Below are 16,886 nucleotides of genomic sequence, written 5' to 3'. Positions count from 1 at the left end.
CCGTAGCGAAATATCCGCAACTGGAATCCGAAAACGGGCAATATCCAGGCGTAAGGGGCGGTCTCTCGACCTTGATTCCGACACGGTTCCCTGGGGGGCGCGTATAATGAGGTTCCCCCCGAAGAGACGGAGCTCATGAAGCGCCTTGGGCTGTTCCTGGCCGCCGTCGCTATCCTTTCCAGCCTGATGTTCGCCCGGGCCGGCACGTCCGACCCGGCGGGCCCGAAGTCCCCGGCCAGTCTCTCTTACGCGGATCGCCTTCTGGCCCAGGAGAAGATCGAGCGCGTCTACTACTCCCATCAGGAGGGAGCCAGGCAGCCGTTCGAGGAGGCGGTGCCGGCCTCTCTGATCGAGCGGAAGGTCTCCGACACCTTGAAGCAGTCGGAAGCGCTCGAAAGATACTGGGGCTCTCCCGTGACCGAGGAAGCCCTTGATCGCGAAGTCCGGCGAATGATCCGGACCACGCGCCTGCCGGAGCGGCTGCACGAGCTATTCGCGGCGCTGGACGATGATCCCGTCAAGATTCGGGAATGCCTGGCTCGTCCGGTCCTGGTGTCACGGCTGCTCAGGAATTTCTATGCATCCGACCCCCGATTCCACGCCGCGTCCCGTGCGGATGCCGAGTCCTTGAGATTCCGGCTCATTCAAAGCACTCCTCGAGCCGATCGGAAATCCATCCCGAGGCTCGTCCACCTGGTTCGCGAGGGCGCTGTCCCGGAGGATGGCTCGACTGCCGAAGCCCCCGGACTGCCGAAGGCACCCGGCCGGCAGACGGTCTCGAGCGAAGAGCTGAGCTCGTGGCGCTCCCGCTTCGCGGGCAGACCGGAGGGCATCGGCGAGATCCGGGAAGAGCCGGGCGAATTCACCGTCCCGGTACAGATCGAGGACCGCTCCGACGAACTGACCGTGGCGATCTACTCCGTCCCCAAGAAGCCTCTGGAGACCTGGTGGAAGGAGATCGAAGCCGACTTCGATCCCATCGTTCTGCCCGTTGCCTCGCAGGCGCCGGCCATCGGCATCGAGAGCGCCTCGAGCTATTCCTGCAATCCCGCGGGCACCTGGGATGGCGTGAACCTGTCAGGAGCCCCGGTGGAGCGGAACAATCACACCGCGGTGTGGACCGGAAGCCTCATGATCGTCTGGGGTGGAACTGATTTCGAGAATACCGTTCTCGGCTCGGGCGGGCGCTACGATCCGGCGACCGACACCTGGGAGCCGATTTCCACGCTCAATGCGCCCGAAGGTCGTACGCATCACTCGGCGGTGTGGACCGGCTCGAGAATGATCGTGTGGGGCGGATTCGGCGCGACCACTCTTGCCTCCGGGGGCGTCTACGATCCCTCCGCGGACACCTGGACGCCGACGCAGACGACAGGATCGCCGGTCGCGCGCCAGAGCCACAGTGCCGTCTGGACGGGAGGCGAGATGTTGATCTGGGGTGGAGTGGCCGATACCGGCAGCGTGACCAATACGGGCGGCCGTTACAATCCGGCAACCAACCTCTGGTCGTCGATTCCGACTTCGCAGGCGCCCTCGGCTCGCCAGTCCCATATCGCCGTCTGGACGGGAGCGAGGATGGTGATCTGGGGAGGCGTCACTTCGACCGGGCAGCAGACCAACACGGGAGCCCGCTATGACCCGGTCGGCAACGCCTGGCAAAGCACCGAGACCAACGGGGCGCCGGCGGCGCGGCAGAACGCCACCGCCGTCTGGTCCGGCACGAGGATGATCGTCTGGGGAGGGCTCGCCACGGGGGCCGTTCTGAATACCGGCGGCCGCTACGATCCCGTCGCGAATTCCTGGACGGCGGTTTCCACCACAGGCGCGCCGCCCGCAAGAGAGCTTCCCGCCTCGGTCTGGACGGGAGCCAGGATGGTTATCTGGGGCGGCCGGGCGAGCGGCAACCCTTTGAGCACCGGCGGCCGCTATGACCCTGCAACGGACAGCTGGAGCTCGACCTCAGGGACGGCGGCTCCCGTCGGCCGATTCGAGCATTCCGCGATCTGGACCGGAGCCAGGATGATCGTGTGGGGCGGGATCGATTCGACCAACCATCCCATCGACTCGGGCGGTCGCTACGATCCGGCCGGCGACAGCTGGACTCCCACGGCGCAGGGCGACGCTCCGGTGGTACGTCTCGACCCTCAGGCGATCTGGACGGGAAACCTCATGATTGTCTGGGAAGGTGACCGAGGTGGCCGCTACGATCTCAGTCTCAACGATTGGACGCCTGTCAGCACGATTTCGGCGCCTAACTTATGGTACATGTACTCGATGGTCTGGACCGGCAACCGAATGATTGTCTGGGGCGGCTACAACGGGAATCTTCCCGTGAACACCGGCGCGCGGTACGATCCCATTGCCGACACCTGGGCTCCAACCACCACGACCGGCGCTCCAATACCCAGGTACCTCCATACGGGCGTCTGGTCGGGAAGCCGCATGGTCGTATGGGGAGGAATCCAAGGGACCAATGCGGTGAATACCGGCGGCCTCTACGATCCGGGAACCGACAGCTGGCAGCCGACCTCGCTGGTCAATGCTCCCCAGGCGCGGACCGGGCATACCGCGGTTTGGACCGGCAGCAGGATGATCGTATGGGGAGGACAGGATTGGCCGGATGGTGACAATTACTTCAACACAGGCGCATCCTACGATCCTTCGAGCAACCTCTGGACTCCCATCTCCTCATCCGGCGCTCCGCTGGGCAGAGTCTTTCACTCGGCGGTCTGGACCGGCAGCCGCATGATCGTCTGGGGAGGATCGCAAACGTATGTGGGCTGTCCCGGCGTAATCTTCCTCGACACGGGTGGCCGTTACGACCCTGCGACCGACAGCTGGCTCCCCACGTCGATCTCTCCCCCTCGACGACGGGGACACACGGCCATCTGGAGCGGCACGCCGGGACTGGCCGGCATGATCGTGTATGGCGGCTTTTACGATACCGCCTATGAGCCTACTTTCTGCAGTCCGATCAGCAGCATTTTCCCGCCGGCAGTGCGTTACGATCCGATTTCCGACTCGTGGAATGAGATTTCCGCCGTCTCGGAACCGGTGTCACGTTCGGGGCACGTAACAGTTTCCACGGGGAATTACATGTTGGTTTGGGGTGGCGCGGGCACCGGAGGGCACGATCATCCGACCCGGCCGGAACGTTACCTTCGTGACGGCGGCCGCTTCGTGCTGATCGCGGACCACGACGCCGACGGCGACGGCATGTCGATCTGCGACGGCGACTGCAACGACGGCAATCCCGCCATTCATCCCGGCGCGTTGGAGGTTTGCGACGGCTTGGACGATGACTGCGACAGCCAGATCGATGAAGGGTTCCCGGACGGCGATGGCGACGGCTACCTCGGCTGCCTGGACGACTGCAATGACGCGAATGCTTCCATTCATCCCGGCGCGACGGAGATCTGCAACGGAATCGACGAAGATTGCGATGCCGTCATCGATGAGGGCTTCGATCAGGACGGCGACGGCTACAAGACTTGCTCGGGCGATTGCAACGACGCGAATGCCGCCATTCATCCTGGTGCGGCGGAAACGTGTAATGGGATCGACGAGGATTGCGATGCCGTTATCGACGAGGGCTTCGATCAGGATGGTGACGGTTACAAGACCTGCACGGGCGATTGCAACGACGCCAATCCCACGGTCCATCCGGGCGCCGCGGAAGTGTGCAATCAGATCGATGACAACTGCAACGGATCCGTCGACGAGGGACACGATCAGGACGGGGATGGATATTCCGGATGCATCAACGACTGCGACGACGCCAACGCTTCCGTTCATCCTTTTGCCGCCGAGGCCTGCAACCAGGTCGATGACGATTGCGACGGGACTATCGACGACGGGTTCGACCAGGACTCGGACGGGTTCACGACCTGCGCAGGGGATTGCAACGACGGCAACGCGACGGTTCATCCCGGCGCTCCCGAGATTTGCGATGATCTCGATGACAATTGCAACGGTGTTGTCGAAGACAATCAGGACCTGGACGGCGATGGAGTCACCGTCTGCCTGCAGGACTGCAACGACGCCGACCCTGCCGTCTGGGGTGCTCCCGTCGAGGAGGGTGATCTGGCCCTCGACTCGAGCGTTCCCACGAATCTCACCTGGTTCGGACAAAACCCCTACAACGGCCTCGGAGGCTTCTACGATCTGGTCTCAGGCACCATGGGTCCGACTGGGGGAATCAACACGGCGGCGGGAGCCTGCCTGCAATCGAGCCTGACGCAAGCCCAATACGCCGACAACCGGCCGAATCCCCCGAGGGGCACGGGAGCCTGGTACCTGGTGCGCGCCCGGAATTCCTGCGGCGCCGGCACCTACGGCGCATCGACCGGCGGACAGGATCGAGTCCTCCCCAGCTGTCCTTGAAGATCGCCTTCGCCCTCACCACCCGCCACGAAGCCACCGAGCTCCGCGGAGAACAAGTGGCGAATTCGTAAGCTGCGGCACCAATCGCCGCTTGTCTTGACGATCGGTCGTCCCCACGACTAGCTTCTGGATCGAGGCCGATCGCTGCGAAGGCGCGCCCAATCTGCTCCTGAGCAAGGTGCGCCGTCGACGAGAGCGGGAAGGGAGCTGAACCATGAAATCCAGCTTGACGTCATGCCGACTGATGGTGTGCCTGATGTTGGCGGGACTCTCCGGGCGCGGGGTACTGGGGATTGAGCCGCCGGCGGTCAAGAAAGGCGAGCCGTATTACGTGTCGATTCCCCTGAGCTATTGGGTTTACCAGTCGGACGCGAAGGCCTGCGGACTTCCAGCCGACAGGGTCAAGTGCGAGGGGAACGACGATCACACCATCTGCTTCTTTTCTCAAAACGCGTGTGAGCGAGCCTACATCGCCGAAACGGCCACGGACGAAAAGATCAGCATGTTTCCAAGTGAGACCAAATGCGCCGGAATCACCCTCGCTGGAGAATGGGGCCTGGTGGTATCCGCCTCCGCGGAAGAATGTCGCAGTGCGATCTCCGCCAACGGCGACATTATTGTTGAGAAGGTGTTCGGATACTACGGTTCCAAAATGATCGTGAGACGCGGAAAGAAGTAGCACATGTTGCATCGAGCGACCCGGGATGCGCTTCAATCCCGGGGGTCGGGATGGTAGGAGCGGGGGGGCCACTCCCTGACTGGTTTGCGGAAGTGAAACCCGATGAGGGTGGCCCAGGCGATGTAGGTGAGGGCGAGCAAGGCCAGGCTGTAGAACTGCGGGCGGTCGCAGGCGCAGAGGGTGAACGAGGCGACGGCGAAGCCGCAGAGCCAGACGATGAGCGCCAGACCTGACAGCAAGCCTGGGAGCTCGCGCCGGCCGGCCCAGGTGAGCATCAACCCGGCGGCAGCATAGAGGATTTTCGCGGCGAAGAGCGACAGCGCCGAAGCGATGTGCTCGGCAATCTCGAAGCCTCCTTCCCCCGGACCAGGCGCGACAACGATCCAGATCGCAATCCCAGCCAGATCGATCGCCAGCCCTGCCGTCCCAAGGCACAGCGCGAAGCGGCAGGCGCTTCCACCTTCCAGGATCCATCGCTCCGCGAGCAGCCGATAGAGATTCACCACCAGGATCGCGCCGAGGGCCGCGAGCAGCCATCCCCAGGTCCAGCACTTGTGATGCCTGACCACGTAGGAGGCCCGCTTCAATACATCGTTGCCGCCGAGAGGCAGCCCCGGCACCAACCATACCTTCACGGCGATGGCGCCGGCCAGACCGGAGATTGCCGACGCGAAGGCGCCCACCGCGACCGATCTCGAGGAAGAATCGACCATATCGGGAAGTTTACTCTCCGGCAGCGGGCCGCGCACGCCGCGACATCCCCCCGCGGGGGCCTGTTGCCCACTCCGGCCCGCTGTGCTACTTTACCGGCCAGTTTTGCGCGAAGTCCCGCCGGATCAGTCCCTTGCGAGGCGCAAAGGAGTGAAGAAGAAGCACCAGGAACGCAAGACCTCCTTCCGCAACAGCTCCGGGATCGAGATCCGTCCGCTCTACACCGCCGAGAGCCTTCGCAAGCTGGACCTCGAGGCCGACCTCGGTTTTCCGGGCGAGCCCCCTTACACGCGCGGCATCCAGCCCGGCATGTACCGCAGCAAGCTCTGGACGATGCGCCAGTACGCCGGCTTCGGCTCGGCACGCGAGACCAACCGGCGGCTGAAGTTCCTCCTGGAGCACGGGCAGACGGGATTGTCGGTGGCCTTCGATCTCCCCACGCAGATGGGCTACGACTCCGACAACCCGGTGGCCAAAGGAGAAGTCGGGCGCGTCGGGGTCGCCATCGACACGATCGAGGACATGGAGACACTCCTGGAAGGGATTCCGCTGGGTGAGGTCTCCACGTCGATGACCATCAACGCCACGGCCTCGATTCTTCTGTGCCTCTACGTGGCGGTGGCGAAGAAGCAAGGCGTCCCGTCCGAGAGAATCTCCGGCACCGTCCAGAACGACGTCCTCAAGGAGTACATGGCGCGCGGCACCTACATCTATCCGCCGCGCGCCTCGCTGCGCATCGCCACCGACCTGTTCGCCTGGTGCAAGGACCAGCTGCCGAAGTGGAACAGCATCAGCATCAGCGGCTACCACATCCGCGAGGCGGGGGCGACGGCGGCCCAGGAGATCGCCTTCACCCTGGCCAACGCGCTGGAGTACCTGCAGGCGGCGCGCCGCGCCGGATTGAAGATCGAAGAAGTCGCGCCGCGCATCTCCTTCTTCTTCAACTCGCACAACGACCTGTTCGAGGAGATTTCCAAGTTTCGCGCGGCGCGCCGTCTCTGGGGGCGGCTGATGCGCGAGCGCTTCGAGGTGAGCGACCCGCGCTCTTCGCTGCTGCGCTTCCACGTGCAGACGGCGGGCTCCACGCTGACGGCGCAGCAGGTGGAGAACAACGTCGTGCGCGTCACCTTCCAGGCGCTTGCAGCGGTGCTGGGCGGGGCGCAGTCGCTGCACACCAACTCGATGGACGAGGCGCTGTCGCTTCCCACCGAGCAGGGAGCAGCCCTCGCCTTGCGCACGCAGCAGATCATCGCGACCGAGACGGGAGTCGCCGACACGGTCGACCCGCTGGGCGGTTCGTATTATGTCGAGTCGCTCACCACCGAGCTGGAAGGAAAGGCGCGCGACTATCTGGAGAAGATCGATCGGATGGGCGGCGTCATCCCGGCAATCGAGAACGGCTTCATCACGCGCGAGATTCAGGAGGCGGCCTACCGCGCCCAGCGCGCCATCGAATCGGGCGATCAGGGAGTAGTCGGTGTCAACGTGCACCGCTCCGAGAAGGACGTGCCCCCCAAGATCCATCGAGTCGATCCCGCCCTGGAGCGCGACCAGGTGAAGCGCCTGGCGCGCTTCCGCAAGACGCGCGATGCGAAGAAGGCCGCCGCTGCACTCGCCGAAGTGGAGCGCCGCGCCGCCGGCGCCGAGAACCTCCTCCCCGCCATCCTGCAGGCGGTGGAATCGAAAGCGACGCTCGGCGAGATCTCCGATGCGATGCGCCGAGTCTTCGGCGCGCACCGTCCCGAGGCGAGCTTCTGATGGCCTCCACGACTCCGCTCCTCGAGGTCGACGACCTCCACGTCGAATTCAACACCCAGGATGGCAAGGCGCGGGTGATCAATGGCGCCTCGTTCAAGGTCTTCGAGGGGGAGACGCTGGGTCTGGTCGGTGAGTCAGGCTCCGGCAAGAGTCTGACGGCGCTCGCCACGCTGCGCCTCATCACCCCTCCCGGCAGGATCACCGGCGGGCGGATTCTCCTGCGCGGCCGCGATCTCCTCAAAGTGAGCGAGCCGGAGATCCGCAAGGTGCGCGGCAAGGAGATCTCGCTGATCTTCCAGGAGCCGGTGGCCGCGCTGAACCCCGTGTTCACCGTCGGCGATCAGATCGTCGAGGCCATCCGCGTCCACAACCGCGTCTCCAAGAAAGAGGCGCAGCAGCAGGCGGTCGGCCTATTGAGAATGGTCCAGATTCCCGACCCCCAGCGGCGCGTCCACGAATACCCCCACCAGATGAGCGGCGGCATGTGCCAGCGCGTCATGATCGCCATGGCGCTTTCCTGCAAGCCGTCGCTGCTGATCGCCGACGAGCCGACCACGGCGCTCGACGTCACGATCCAGGCGGAGATCCTGGATCTCCTGAAGCGTCTCAAGGGGGAATTCGGCCTGTCGATCCTGCTGATCAGCCACAACCTCGGCGTCATCGCCGGATCCGCCGACCGCGTCGCGGTGATGTACGCGGGCCGGATCGTCGAAGAAGCCCCGGTCCGCGAGATTTTCGCCTCCCCCAAGCACCCGTACACCATCGGATTGCTGCGCTCCGTGCCGAAGCTCGGCGACCGCGCCCACAAGCGCCGCCTCACCGCCATCCCGGGAGCCGTCCCCGATCCGCTGTCTCCCGCGCCCGGTTGTCCGTTCGCGCCGCGCTGCCCCGACGTGATGGAAGTCTGCTGGCCGCACGATCCGCAGCTGCTGCCGCTCGGCCCCGAGCGCAAGGTGGCCTGCTACCTGCACCATCCCGCGCCGGTCGACCGGAAGGCCGCCTCGTGAGCGTCGCCGGCAGCAACGGCCACCTCCTGGACGTCCGGGGCCTCAAGAAATACTTCCCGATCCGCCGCGGCGTCTTCTCGCGCGTCAGCGGCTACGTGCGCGCCGTGGACGGCGTCGATCTCCATCTGCGTCCCGGCGAGACGCTCGGACTGGTGGGGGAGTCAGGGTCCGGCAAGACCACCACGGGCCGCTGCATCCTGCGGCTGATGGAGCCGACCGAGGGGAGCGTCGTCTTCGACGGCGTCGATCTCCTCAATCTGCCGCCCGGCGACATGCGCCGGATGCGCCGTCAGATCCAGGTCATCTTCCAGGATCCCTACAGCTCGCTGAACCCGCGCATGCGCATCGGGACCATCGTCGGCGAGCCGCTGGCCATCCACAAGATCGCCAAGGGCCTGGAGCGCGAGCAGCGCGTCGCCGACCTGCTCAAGCGCGTCGGGCTCGACCCCTCCGCCATGAAGCGCTACCCGCATGAATTTTCAGGTGGGCAGCGCCAGCGCATCGGCATCGCGCGGGCACTCGCCCTCAAGCCGAAGCTGATCATCTGTGACGAGCCGGTTTCGGCCCTCGACGTCTCGGTACAGGCGCAGGTCGTCAACCTGTTGATGGATTTGCAGGAAGAGTTCTCGCTCACTTATCTGTTCATCGCGCACGACCTGAGCGTCGTGGAGCACATCAGCGATCGTGTCGCGGTCATGTACCTGGGCAAGATCGTGGAGGTCGCCGACGCCGAGGAGCTTTACAAGGACCCGAAGCATCCTTACACTCAGGCCCTGCTTTCGGCAGTCCCGGTGCCGGATCCCACGGCCACGCCCCGGCGGATCGCCTTGAAGGGGGAGCTGCCTTCCCCCGCCGCGCCCCCGCCGGGCTGCGCGTTTCATCCGCGCTGCCCCGTGGCGGTGGATATCTGCTCCCGGGAAGAGCCGAGATTGCTCGATTCAGGAAGGGGGCACCTGGCGTCGTGCCACCTGGTCCCCCCCGCCAACCCGGGGGAGACGGGGTGAACCCCGGGAGCCGCCTTTTCGTATATCCCTCTGTTTTCTCTTAGAGAACCCTGAAAGCCGCCGCCGAGCGGGCCCAGGGGGGCCTCCCGCGCGGGCGGTTTTTTTGCGGATTTTCGGCACAAGCGAGGAGAAAAAAGCGATGAATAGGATTCGGCGAGTCATTCTCGTGGCCGTCCTGTGCGCGTCGGTTCCTTTTCCGGGACTGCCGGTGCTGCGCGCCCAGACGCCTCCGCCTCCGGGGACCCCGCCGCCGACGACTCCACCCGGGACCGAGCCGACATCGGCCCCCGTGGCGACGCTGCTGGAGTACCAGTCGGCTCCCGTCACGCTGTCGCTCCAGGACATCCTGCGCTCCTCGCTCGAGAAGAACATCAACATCGCCGTGCGGCGCTACGATCCGCAGATTGCCGAAAGCCTGATCGAGACGCAGGAAGCCTTCTTCGAGCCGGAGATCAACCTCAGCGCCCGCGAGGACGAGAACACGCAGCCGACCAATACGCAGCTGGGCGGCGGCGCCATCGTCACCGACGGGAACCGCACCTTCTCCGGGACCTACACCGACCGCTTCCTCATCGGCAGCCGGCTCGATTTCACCGTCTTCACCAACCGCTTCAAGACCACCTCGACCTTCACGACGGTCAACCCGTCGTATTTCAGCCAGGCGCTGCTCACCTACGTGCAGCCTTTCCTGCGCAATTTCGGGATCGCGGTGAACAAGACGTTCATCACCATCGCCCAGAACAACGAGCGCATCAGCCGCTCGCAGTTCCGCCAGACGGTGATGGACACGATGGCCGCCGCCGAGAGCGCCTACCGCGACCTGCAGTTCGCCATCATGGACCAGCAGTCCAAGGAAGCCTCCCTCAAGCTCGCCCAGGACTTCCTGGATCAGACCCGCATCAAGGTGAGGGTAGGGACGCTGCCGCCCATCGAGATCACCCAGGCCGAGGCGGCGGTGGCGGATCGTGAGGAAGGGATCATCATCGGGCTGGACGTCATCCGCACCGCCGAGGACAACGTGCGGCGCCTCATGAACGTCCCCGCCGATTCGCCGCTGTGGCACCAGCCGATCCAGCCGGCCGACCAGCCGGAGGTGCTCGACAAGGTGGTGAGCGAAGAGGAGGCGATCAAGACCGCCTTCGCCCGGCGCCCCGACCTGGAGCAGGCGCGGCTGGACCTCGAAAACCGCGACACCGATCTCAACTATCGCAAGAACCAGAAGAAGTGGCGGCTCGATTTCATCGGCCGGTACGGCGCCCAGGGTCTGGCCGGGAACTTCCTGCCGCTCACCTTCTCCGTCACCGATCCCAACGCCCCGCCGGGCTGCGTTCCCGATCCCGGCGATCCGACCATCTGCACCTTCGACCCGGTGGACCGCAGCGTTGGGAACTCCTACACGCAGATCAAGGATCGCGACTTCGACACCTGGAGCGCCGAGCTGCAGCTCGGCATCCCGCTGGGGAACAAGGGCGCCGAAGCGGCCTACACGCAGTCGCAGTACTCCCAGGAGCAGTCCAAGCTCCTCATCCAGCAGGTCGAGCAGAACGCGGTGATAGAGGTGCGCGGCGCGGTGCGCCGCCTCGAGACCGACCTGAAGCGCTTCAAGGCGGCTCAGGTCAACACCAGGCTGCAGGTCGAGAAGCTCAACGCGGAGCAGAAGAAGTACGAGAACGGCATGAGCACCGCGTTCCAGGTGCTGCAGTTCCAGACGGATCTCACGGAGGCGAGGCGCCGCGAGAACCTGGCGGTGGTGGGCTATAATAAGTCGCTCGTGGAGCTGGACCGGGTGCTCGGAATCCTTCTGGACACCCGGAACGTGAACATCGCCGACTGAGCGCGACGCCGGGCCGGCGGGCTCCTTCACTCCCGGACGGATCACGGGCGCTCCGGGCCACCATCGGATAGGGATGACATCGGCGACGCCGCCGGCTGAGCGGTCGGACCTGGGTCCCTTCGAGGCTCTCAGCCGCATCTTTCGGGCTTTCTTCACCCCCCGCGCGCTGGCCGAAGCCATCCGCGCCCGCCCCAACTGGGTCTTCCCCCTTCTCTTCTCCATCCTGCTGTCGTTCTTCATCGCGGCGGAAGTCATAGGCCGCCCCGAATGGCAGGAGACGCTCCGCAAGGCACTGGAGCAATCGGGGCAAAAGCTCGGCGAGCTGGAGAAAGTGCAGCTCCTCTCCGCCATGCGGGCGGTGAGCTGGGTCGGCTTCCTGGCGGCGCCCGTCCTCGGGAATCTCTTCCTCGGATTGCTGCTGTGGCGGATCTCGGTGATGCTCGAGGGGAAGTCGGGCTTCCTGCCGGTCTTCTCGTTCCAGCTGCACGCGCAGATGGTGAAGACGATTCCCGAGACCGCGGTCCTCGGCTGGCTGCTGGCGCGGGCCGGCCCCGGGACGGTGGATGATCAGACGCCGCTGCCTCTGAACCTCGCCTATTTCCTGCCGACCGGCTCGATGGCGCCGCTGGCGAAGGCCATCCTCGAATCGGTGGAGATTCTCGGAATCTGGTACTGGGTGCTGGTAATCGTCGGGCTGTCGATTGTGGCCGGGATCCCCTGGCGCCGGCTCCTCGGCCCCGCCTTCTTCCTATGGGCCATCGGCGTCCTGATCAAGACTTCCTTCCGCGTCTTCTCCGCCGCGTCCTGATCCGGCGCTCGTGCCCGTCCGCCCTCCTGCCATGCGAAGGCGAGCTGCCTCCCGTGGAGACAGCGTCTCCGGAGACCAAGGATCGGGGCGCGTCCGCGACGCCGCCAGGTTGACATCCTGCGCGGAGTGATCCACTCTTTCGCCTCTTTTCCGACTCACGCCGCAGCGAACGCACCGTCGAGAGGAGCACGAGGCTCACGTTGGACGCCGTCCTGGTCGCGCTCCTCCTGCTCGCAGCCGGCGGAGTCGGGGCCCTCGCGGCGTCATCGCGCCCTCGCCTCGCCGCCGGCCTCGGAGTTGGCGGCTGCGTAGCCGGCTGCATCGTCGGATTGCTCGCCACCGCCTCGTCGCTCGAAGACCTTCCCCTTGCATGGCGCCGTCCCTGGCGGGTACCGTACGGCGAGATTGCCCTCGAGGTGGATTCCCTCTCCGCCCTCTTTCTCCTCGTTCTTTTCGGTCTCTGCCTCCTCGCCGCCATTTACGGCGCCGCCTATCTTGCGCAGGGCGGAGCGCGGCGCCGGCAGGGGCCCGTGTGGCTGTTCTTCAATCTGCTGGTGGCGAGCATGGCGCTGGTGGTCATGGCGCGCAACGCGGTGCTCTTCCTGGTGGCATGGGAAGTCATGGCCCTCAGCTCGTTCTTCCTGGTCACCTTCGAGGACGACACGTCCAGTGTGCGCGAGGCCGGACGGCTCTACCTGATCGCCACGCATGCGGGCACGGCATTCCTGATTGCGCTGTTCATGGCGCTGGCGGCCGGCACCGGCTCCGCCGATTTCGACTACTGGCGGGATGCCGCGACCCGCGCGGCTCCGGCGTCGGCGGGGTTGCTGTTCCTGCTGGCGCTCGTGGGGTTCGGCACCAAGGCAGGACTTGTGCCGTTCCACGTCTGGCTGCCGGAGGCCCACCCGGCAGCGCCGAGCCACGTCTCCGCGGTGATGTCGGGCGTGATGATCAAGATGGGGATTTACGGCTTGCTGCGGACCTTCACTTTCCTGGGTGCCCCGCCGCCCTGGTGGGGTGCCGCCCTGCTCGGCCTCGGAATCGCCTCGGCGATGGTCGGCGTCTTGTTCGCCCTGGTTCAGGAGGATATCAAGCGGCTGCTCGCCTACTCCAGCGTGGAGAACGTCGGACTCATCGCCATCGGCCTGGGTCTCGGGATGATCGGCCGCAGCTACCAGCTGCCGGCACTCGTGGCGCTGGGGTTCACCGGCGCGTTGCTCCACGTCGTGAATCATGCGCTGTTCAAGGGGGTCCTCTTTCTGGGGGCGGGCGCGATCGCCCACGAAGCCGGCACCCGGCAGATCGACCGGCTGGGCGGGCTGCTAAGGAAGATGCCCATCACCGGCGCCTGCATTCTCGCCGGATCGGCCGCCATTACGGCGCTGCCTCCGTTCAACGGATTCGCCGGGGAATTCCTGCTCTACCTCGCCTCGTTTGGCGGCGTCATGTCCCTCCAGGGCGCCCCGGGCCTGCTGCCGCTCGCGGCGTTGGTTGGTTTGGCGCTTTCCGGCGCTTTGGCGGGGGCCTGCTTCCTGCGCCTTTCCGGCTTGACGCTCCTTGGCCTTCCTCGCGCGGCGGTCGCGCAGACGGCCCGGGATCCGGCGGCGGCGATGCGGCTGACGATGGTGGTCCTCGCCGCGCTTTGCCTGCTGTTCGGCCTCGCGCCGGGCCTGCCTCTGCGCATCGTCGAGCCGGCGGCGGCGGTGGCATCGGGCGGAGTCACGCCCCATGGGCCTCTCGAGGCGTCCGCGGATCTGGCCGGCCGGATCCCGCGGATCTTCGTGCTGCTGATTGCTCTCGTCGCGTTGCTCGCGTGGTGGCGACGGCGCCTCCTGTCGCACCGCGACAGGAGCGTGGCCCTCACCTGGGACTGCGGCTACGAGCAGCCCACCCCCCGCATGCAGTACACCGCGTCGTCGTTCGGCGAGCCCATCCGCGAGATGTTCGCCATGCTGCTTCCCGCGCGCCGGCATGTGGTCGCGCCGGAGGGGTACTTCCCGTCGCGCGCCTCGTTCCGGTCGGAGGTCGTCCGCCCGTTCCAGGAACGTCTCTACGGGCCCGCCTTCGGCGCGGTGAGCCGTTGGATCTCGCGCTTGCGCTGGCTGCATCACGGCCGCGTGCAGCTTTACGTTCTCTACATCGTTGTCACGCTGATCCTCATGCTCTCGTGGTTCCTCGTGTCCCAGAAGGTTCCCCGGTGAGCGCGGTGTCGACGGCGCAAACCCTGATCGGCCCGCTGCTCGCGCTGTCGCTGGCGCCGTTGGCAGGCGGCCTCATCGCCCGCACGAAGTCGATCGCGGCCGGGCGCAAGGGGGCGCCCCTAAGCCAGCCGTGGCTCGATATCGGCAAACTGCTGCGCAAGGGAGAGGTCACCAGCAATGCCACGACCTGGGTGTTCCGCGCCGGGCCGGTCGTGGGGCTCGCCGCCGTCCTGACCGCCGTGGCGCTGGTCCCGTGGATGGGGGGCCCGGCCCCCCTTGCCTTCCCGGGAGATCTCGTCCTGCTTGCCCTTCTGCTCGCGTTGATGCGCTTCGTCACCGTGTTGGCGGCGCTCGACACTGGCTCGAGCTTCGAGGGGATGGGGGCCAGCCGCGAAGCGGCTTTCTCGGTCCTGGCCGAGCCGGCGCTGCTGCTCAGCCTCTCCACGCTGGCGCGCGGCACCGGCGCCTGGTCGCTCTCCGACATGCTCGGGCCGCCGGCCGGGCAGGCCTGGCCGGTGATGGGCCCGGCATTGGGCCTTCTCGTGGTGAGCCTGTTCGTGCTGCTCCTTTCCGAGAATTCGCGCATTCCCATTGACGATCCCAACACCCACCTCGAGCTGACGATGATCCACGAGGTGATGGTGCTCGATCACAGCGGTCCCAGCCTGGCCTTCATCGAGTACGCCGCCGCCCTGAAGCTCTGGGTTTTCCAGGCGCTGTTGGTGGGACTCGTGCTTCCCTTCCGCACCGGCAGCCTGGCGGCGGACCTCGTGCTCTTCCTGGCGGGAATGGCGGCGGTCTCCGTCGCCGTGGGAGTGGTCGAGTCGAGCATGGCCCGCCTGCAGCTCCCCCGCGTGCCGCAGCTCCTGCTGGGGGTGACGGTCCTTGCGGGTTTCAGCCTGATCCTCACCCTGAGGTGATGACATGGCGATGATCACCGAGCTGCTTCTGATTCTGGTCGTCCTGGTGGATCTCTACGCGCTGGCGGCCAGCCGGCTGGGCGCGCTGATTCGCATCGTCGCCCTGCAAGGGATCGTCCTGGGGATCGTCCCGCTCGTGGCCGATCCCTCCGAGTTGACGCTGCGCTCGGTGGTCCTGGCGGTCGTCAGCCTGGTGCTCAAAGGATTCGTCTTCCCGATCCTGCTGTTCCGGGCAACCCGCGAGGAGGCCGTGCGTCGCGAGGTCGCGCCCTACGTAGGATACGGCGTGTCCCTGCTGGTCGGCGCGGTGCTCATCGGCGGCAGCTTCATCGCCGGCTCCCGGCTACCGCTTCCCTTTCCCGCCGTCTCGCCCCTGCTGGTGCCGGTGGCGCTGTCGACCGCCCTCATCGGAATGTTCGTGATCGTCAGCCGCAAGAAGGCCGCTACCCAGGTGCTCGGCTACCTGGTGCTCGAAAACGGCATCTTCGTCTTCGGGCTCACGCTGGCGGGAAAGATGCCATGGCTGGTGGAGATGGGTGTGCTTCTCGACGTCTTCATCGGGGTTTTCGTCATGGGGATCGCGCTGCATCACATCCACCGCGAGTTCGATTCGATCGACGTAGATCGGCTGACGAGTCTGAGGGACGTGCCGTGAAGGTGCTCGCATTGGTGCTGCTGCCGGCGGCGGCGGGAGTGCTGGCCTTCGCGCTGCGCTCCGATCGGTTACGCCGGGGGCTGCTCGTCGCGACCTCACTGGCCCATGCCGGCCTGGTCGCCGCCTGCCTCAGGTCGGGCGGCGGGACGGGGCCGGGCAACTGGCTGCTGCTCGATGCGCTGGGGCTGGTGTTTCTCGCAATCACCAGCACGCTGTTCCTGGCGGCGGCGTTCTACGCCGTCGGCTACCTGAGACGGGAGGGGACCGGGCCGCGTCGCGATTTCGAGGAAGGGCAACTGTTCGCCGACGCGCCCGAGCGGGTCTTCATTGGATGCATGCTCTTCTTTCTGGCGGCCATGAGCCTGGTGATCGTCAGCCAGCACATGGGGCTGCTGTGGGTCGCCATCGAGGCCACGACGCTGGCCAGCGCCCCGCTCATCTATTTCCACCGCCATCACCGCTCGCTCGAGGCGACCTGGAAATACCTGTTGATCTGCTCGGTGGGGATCGCGCTGGCGCTCCTGGGCACGTTTTTTCTGGCGGTGGCGGCGTCCGGCCCCGGCGGAGGCCAGATACCCCTGGTCCTCGGCGATCTGGTCGCGGCCGCCCCACAGCTGAACCCGATTTGGCTGCGGGCCGCCCTCATCTTTCTGCTGGTGGGGTATGGAACGAAGATGGGCCTGGCCCCGCTGCACACCTGGCTGCCCGACGCCCACAGCGAATCCCCCTCTGTGGTCTCCGCGCTGATGTCGGGCGCGCTGCTGAATTGCGCCTTCCTGGGGATCCTGCGCGCCTTCCAGATCAGCGGCGCCGCAGGTGGCGGACGGTTCATGGCGCGGCTCATGGTGGTGCTGGGGTTGCTGTCGATGACCTTCGCGGCAGGATTGATCCTCGGTCAGTCCGACTACAAGCGCATGCTCGCCTAC

The 16,886-nt window shown here is 66.0% G+C and carries 12 protein-coding genes; 11 read left to right on the top strand and 1 reads right to left on the bottom strand.

Going from position 1 to position 16,886, the window contains the following annotated elements:
- Positions 1-135 precede the first annotated feature (135 nt).
- Both VFW45_02000 and VFW45_01995 read left to right on the top strand, forming a co-directional pair.
- The gene (locus VFW45_02000) at positions 136-4,383 is read left to right on the top strand and encodes a MopE-related protein (GenBank protein ID HEU5179538.1); all 4,248 of its coding nucleotides are present in this window, start codon (positions 136-138) and stop codon (positions 4,381-4,383) included.
- A gap of 214 nt (positions 4,384-4,597) precedes the next feature.
- Entirely contained in the window at positions 4,598-5,062 is a 465-nt protein-coding gene (locus tag VFW45_01995; GenBank protein HEU5179537.1) for a hypothetical protein, read from the top strand.
- Between the two features lie 32 nt (positions 5,063-5,094).
- Here VFW45_01995 and VFW45_01990 read toward each other — a convergent pair whose 3' ends face one another.
- A complete protein-coding gene (locus tag VFW45_01990; protein HEU5179536.1) occupies positions 5,095-5,775 on the bottom strand; it encodes a hypothetical protein in 681 nt (226 codons plus the stop codon).
- Positions 5,776-5,923: 148 nt separating this feature from the next.
- Between VFW45_01990 and VFW45_01985 the strand changes: the two genes are divergently transcribed.
- From VFW45_01985 to VFW45_01945, 9 genes are all read left to right on the top strand, one after another.
- Positions 5,924-7,531, top strand: coding sequence for a methylmalonyl-CoA mutase family protein (locus tag VFW45_01985; protein ID HEU5179535.1), 1,608 nt, complete (start codon positions 5,924-5,926; stop codon positions 7,529-7,531).
- Complete coding sequence (locus VFW45_01980; GenBank protein ID HEU5179534.1) at positions 7,531-8,538, top strand: ABC transporter ATP-binding protein; 1,008 nt, start codon at positions 7,531-7,533, stop codon at positions 8,536-8,538. Before VFW45_01985 ends, VFW45_01980 begins: the two co-directional genes overlap by 1 nt.
- Positions 8,535-9,542 (top strand): dipeptide ABC transporter ATP-binding protein, encoded by a 1,008-nt coding sequence (locus VFW45_01975; protein ID HEU5179533.1) that lies wholly within the window; start codon positions 8,535-8,537, stop codon positions 9,540-9,542. The genes VFW45_01980 and VFW45_01975 overlap by 4 nt, the downstream gene beginning before the upstream one ends.
- Before the next feature lie 139 nt (positions 9,543-9,681).
- Positions 9,682-11,376, top strand: coding sequence for a TolC family protein (locus VFW45_01970; protein ID HEU5179532.1), 1,695 nt, complete (start codon positions 9,682-9,684; stop codon positions 11,374-11,376).
- Between the two features lie 73 nt (positions 11,377-11,449).
- Positions 11,450-12,184, top strand: coding sequence for a YIP1 family protein (locus tag VFW45_01965; GenBank protein ID HEU5179531.1), 735 nt, complete (start codon positions 11,450-11,452; stop codon positions 12,182-12,184).
- A gap of 200 nt (positions 12,185-12,384) precedes the next feature.
- Positions 12,385-14,385: a proton-conducting transporter membrane subunit gene (locus VFW45_01960; GenBank protein HEU5179530.1), complete on the top strand. Its 2,001-nt coding sequence runs from the start codon at positions 12,385-12,387 to the stop codon at positions 14,383-14,385.
- On the top strand, positions 14,382-15,305 hold the full coding sequence (locus tag VFW45_01955) for an NADH-quinone oxidoreductase subunit H (GenBank protein ID HEU5179529.1): 924 nt from the start codon (positions 14,382-14,384) through the stop codon (positions 15,303-15,305). The genes VFW45_01960 and VFW45_01955 overlap by 4 nt, the downstream gene beginning before the upstream one ends.
- Before the next feature lie 4 nt (positions 15,306-15,309).
- Entirely contained in the window at positions 15,310-15,960 is a 651-nt protein-coding gene (locus tag VFW45_01950; GenBank protein HEU5179528.1) for a hydrogenase, read from the top strand.
- A partial coding sequence (locus tag VFW45_01945; protein HEU5179527.1) for a proton-conducting transporter membrane subunit occupies positions 15,957-16,886 on the top strand: 930 nt, incomplete at its 3' end. The genes VFW45_01950 and VFW45_01945, both read left to right, overlap by 4 nt.

It is taken from the genome of Candidatus Polarisedimenticolia bacterium (genome assembly GCA_035764505.1).
Lineage (GTDB): Bacteria > Acidobacteriota > Polarisedimenticolia > Gp22-AA2 > AA152 > AA152.
This window is presented reverse-complemented; position numbering and strand designations above follow the sequence as displayed.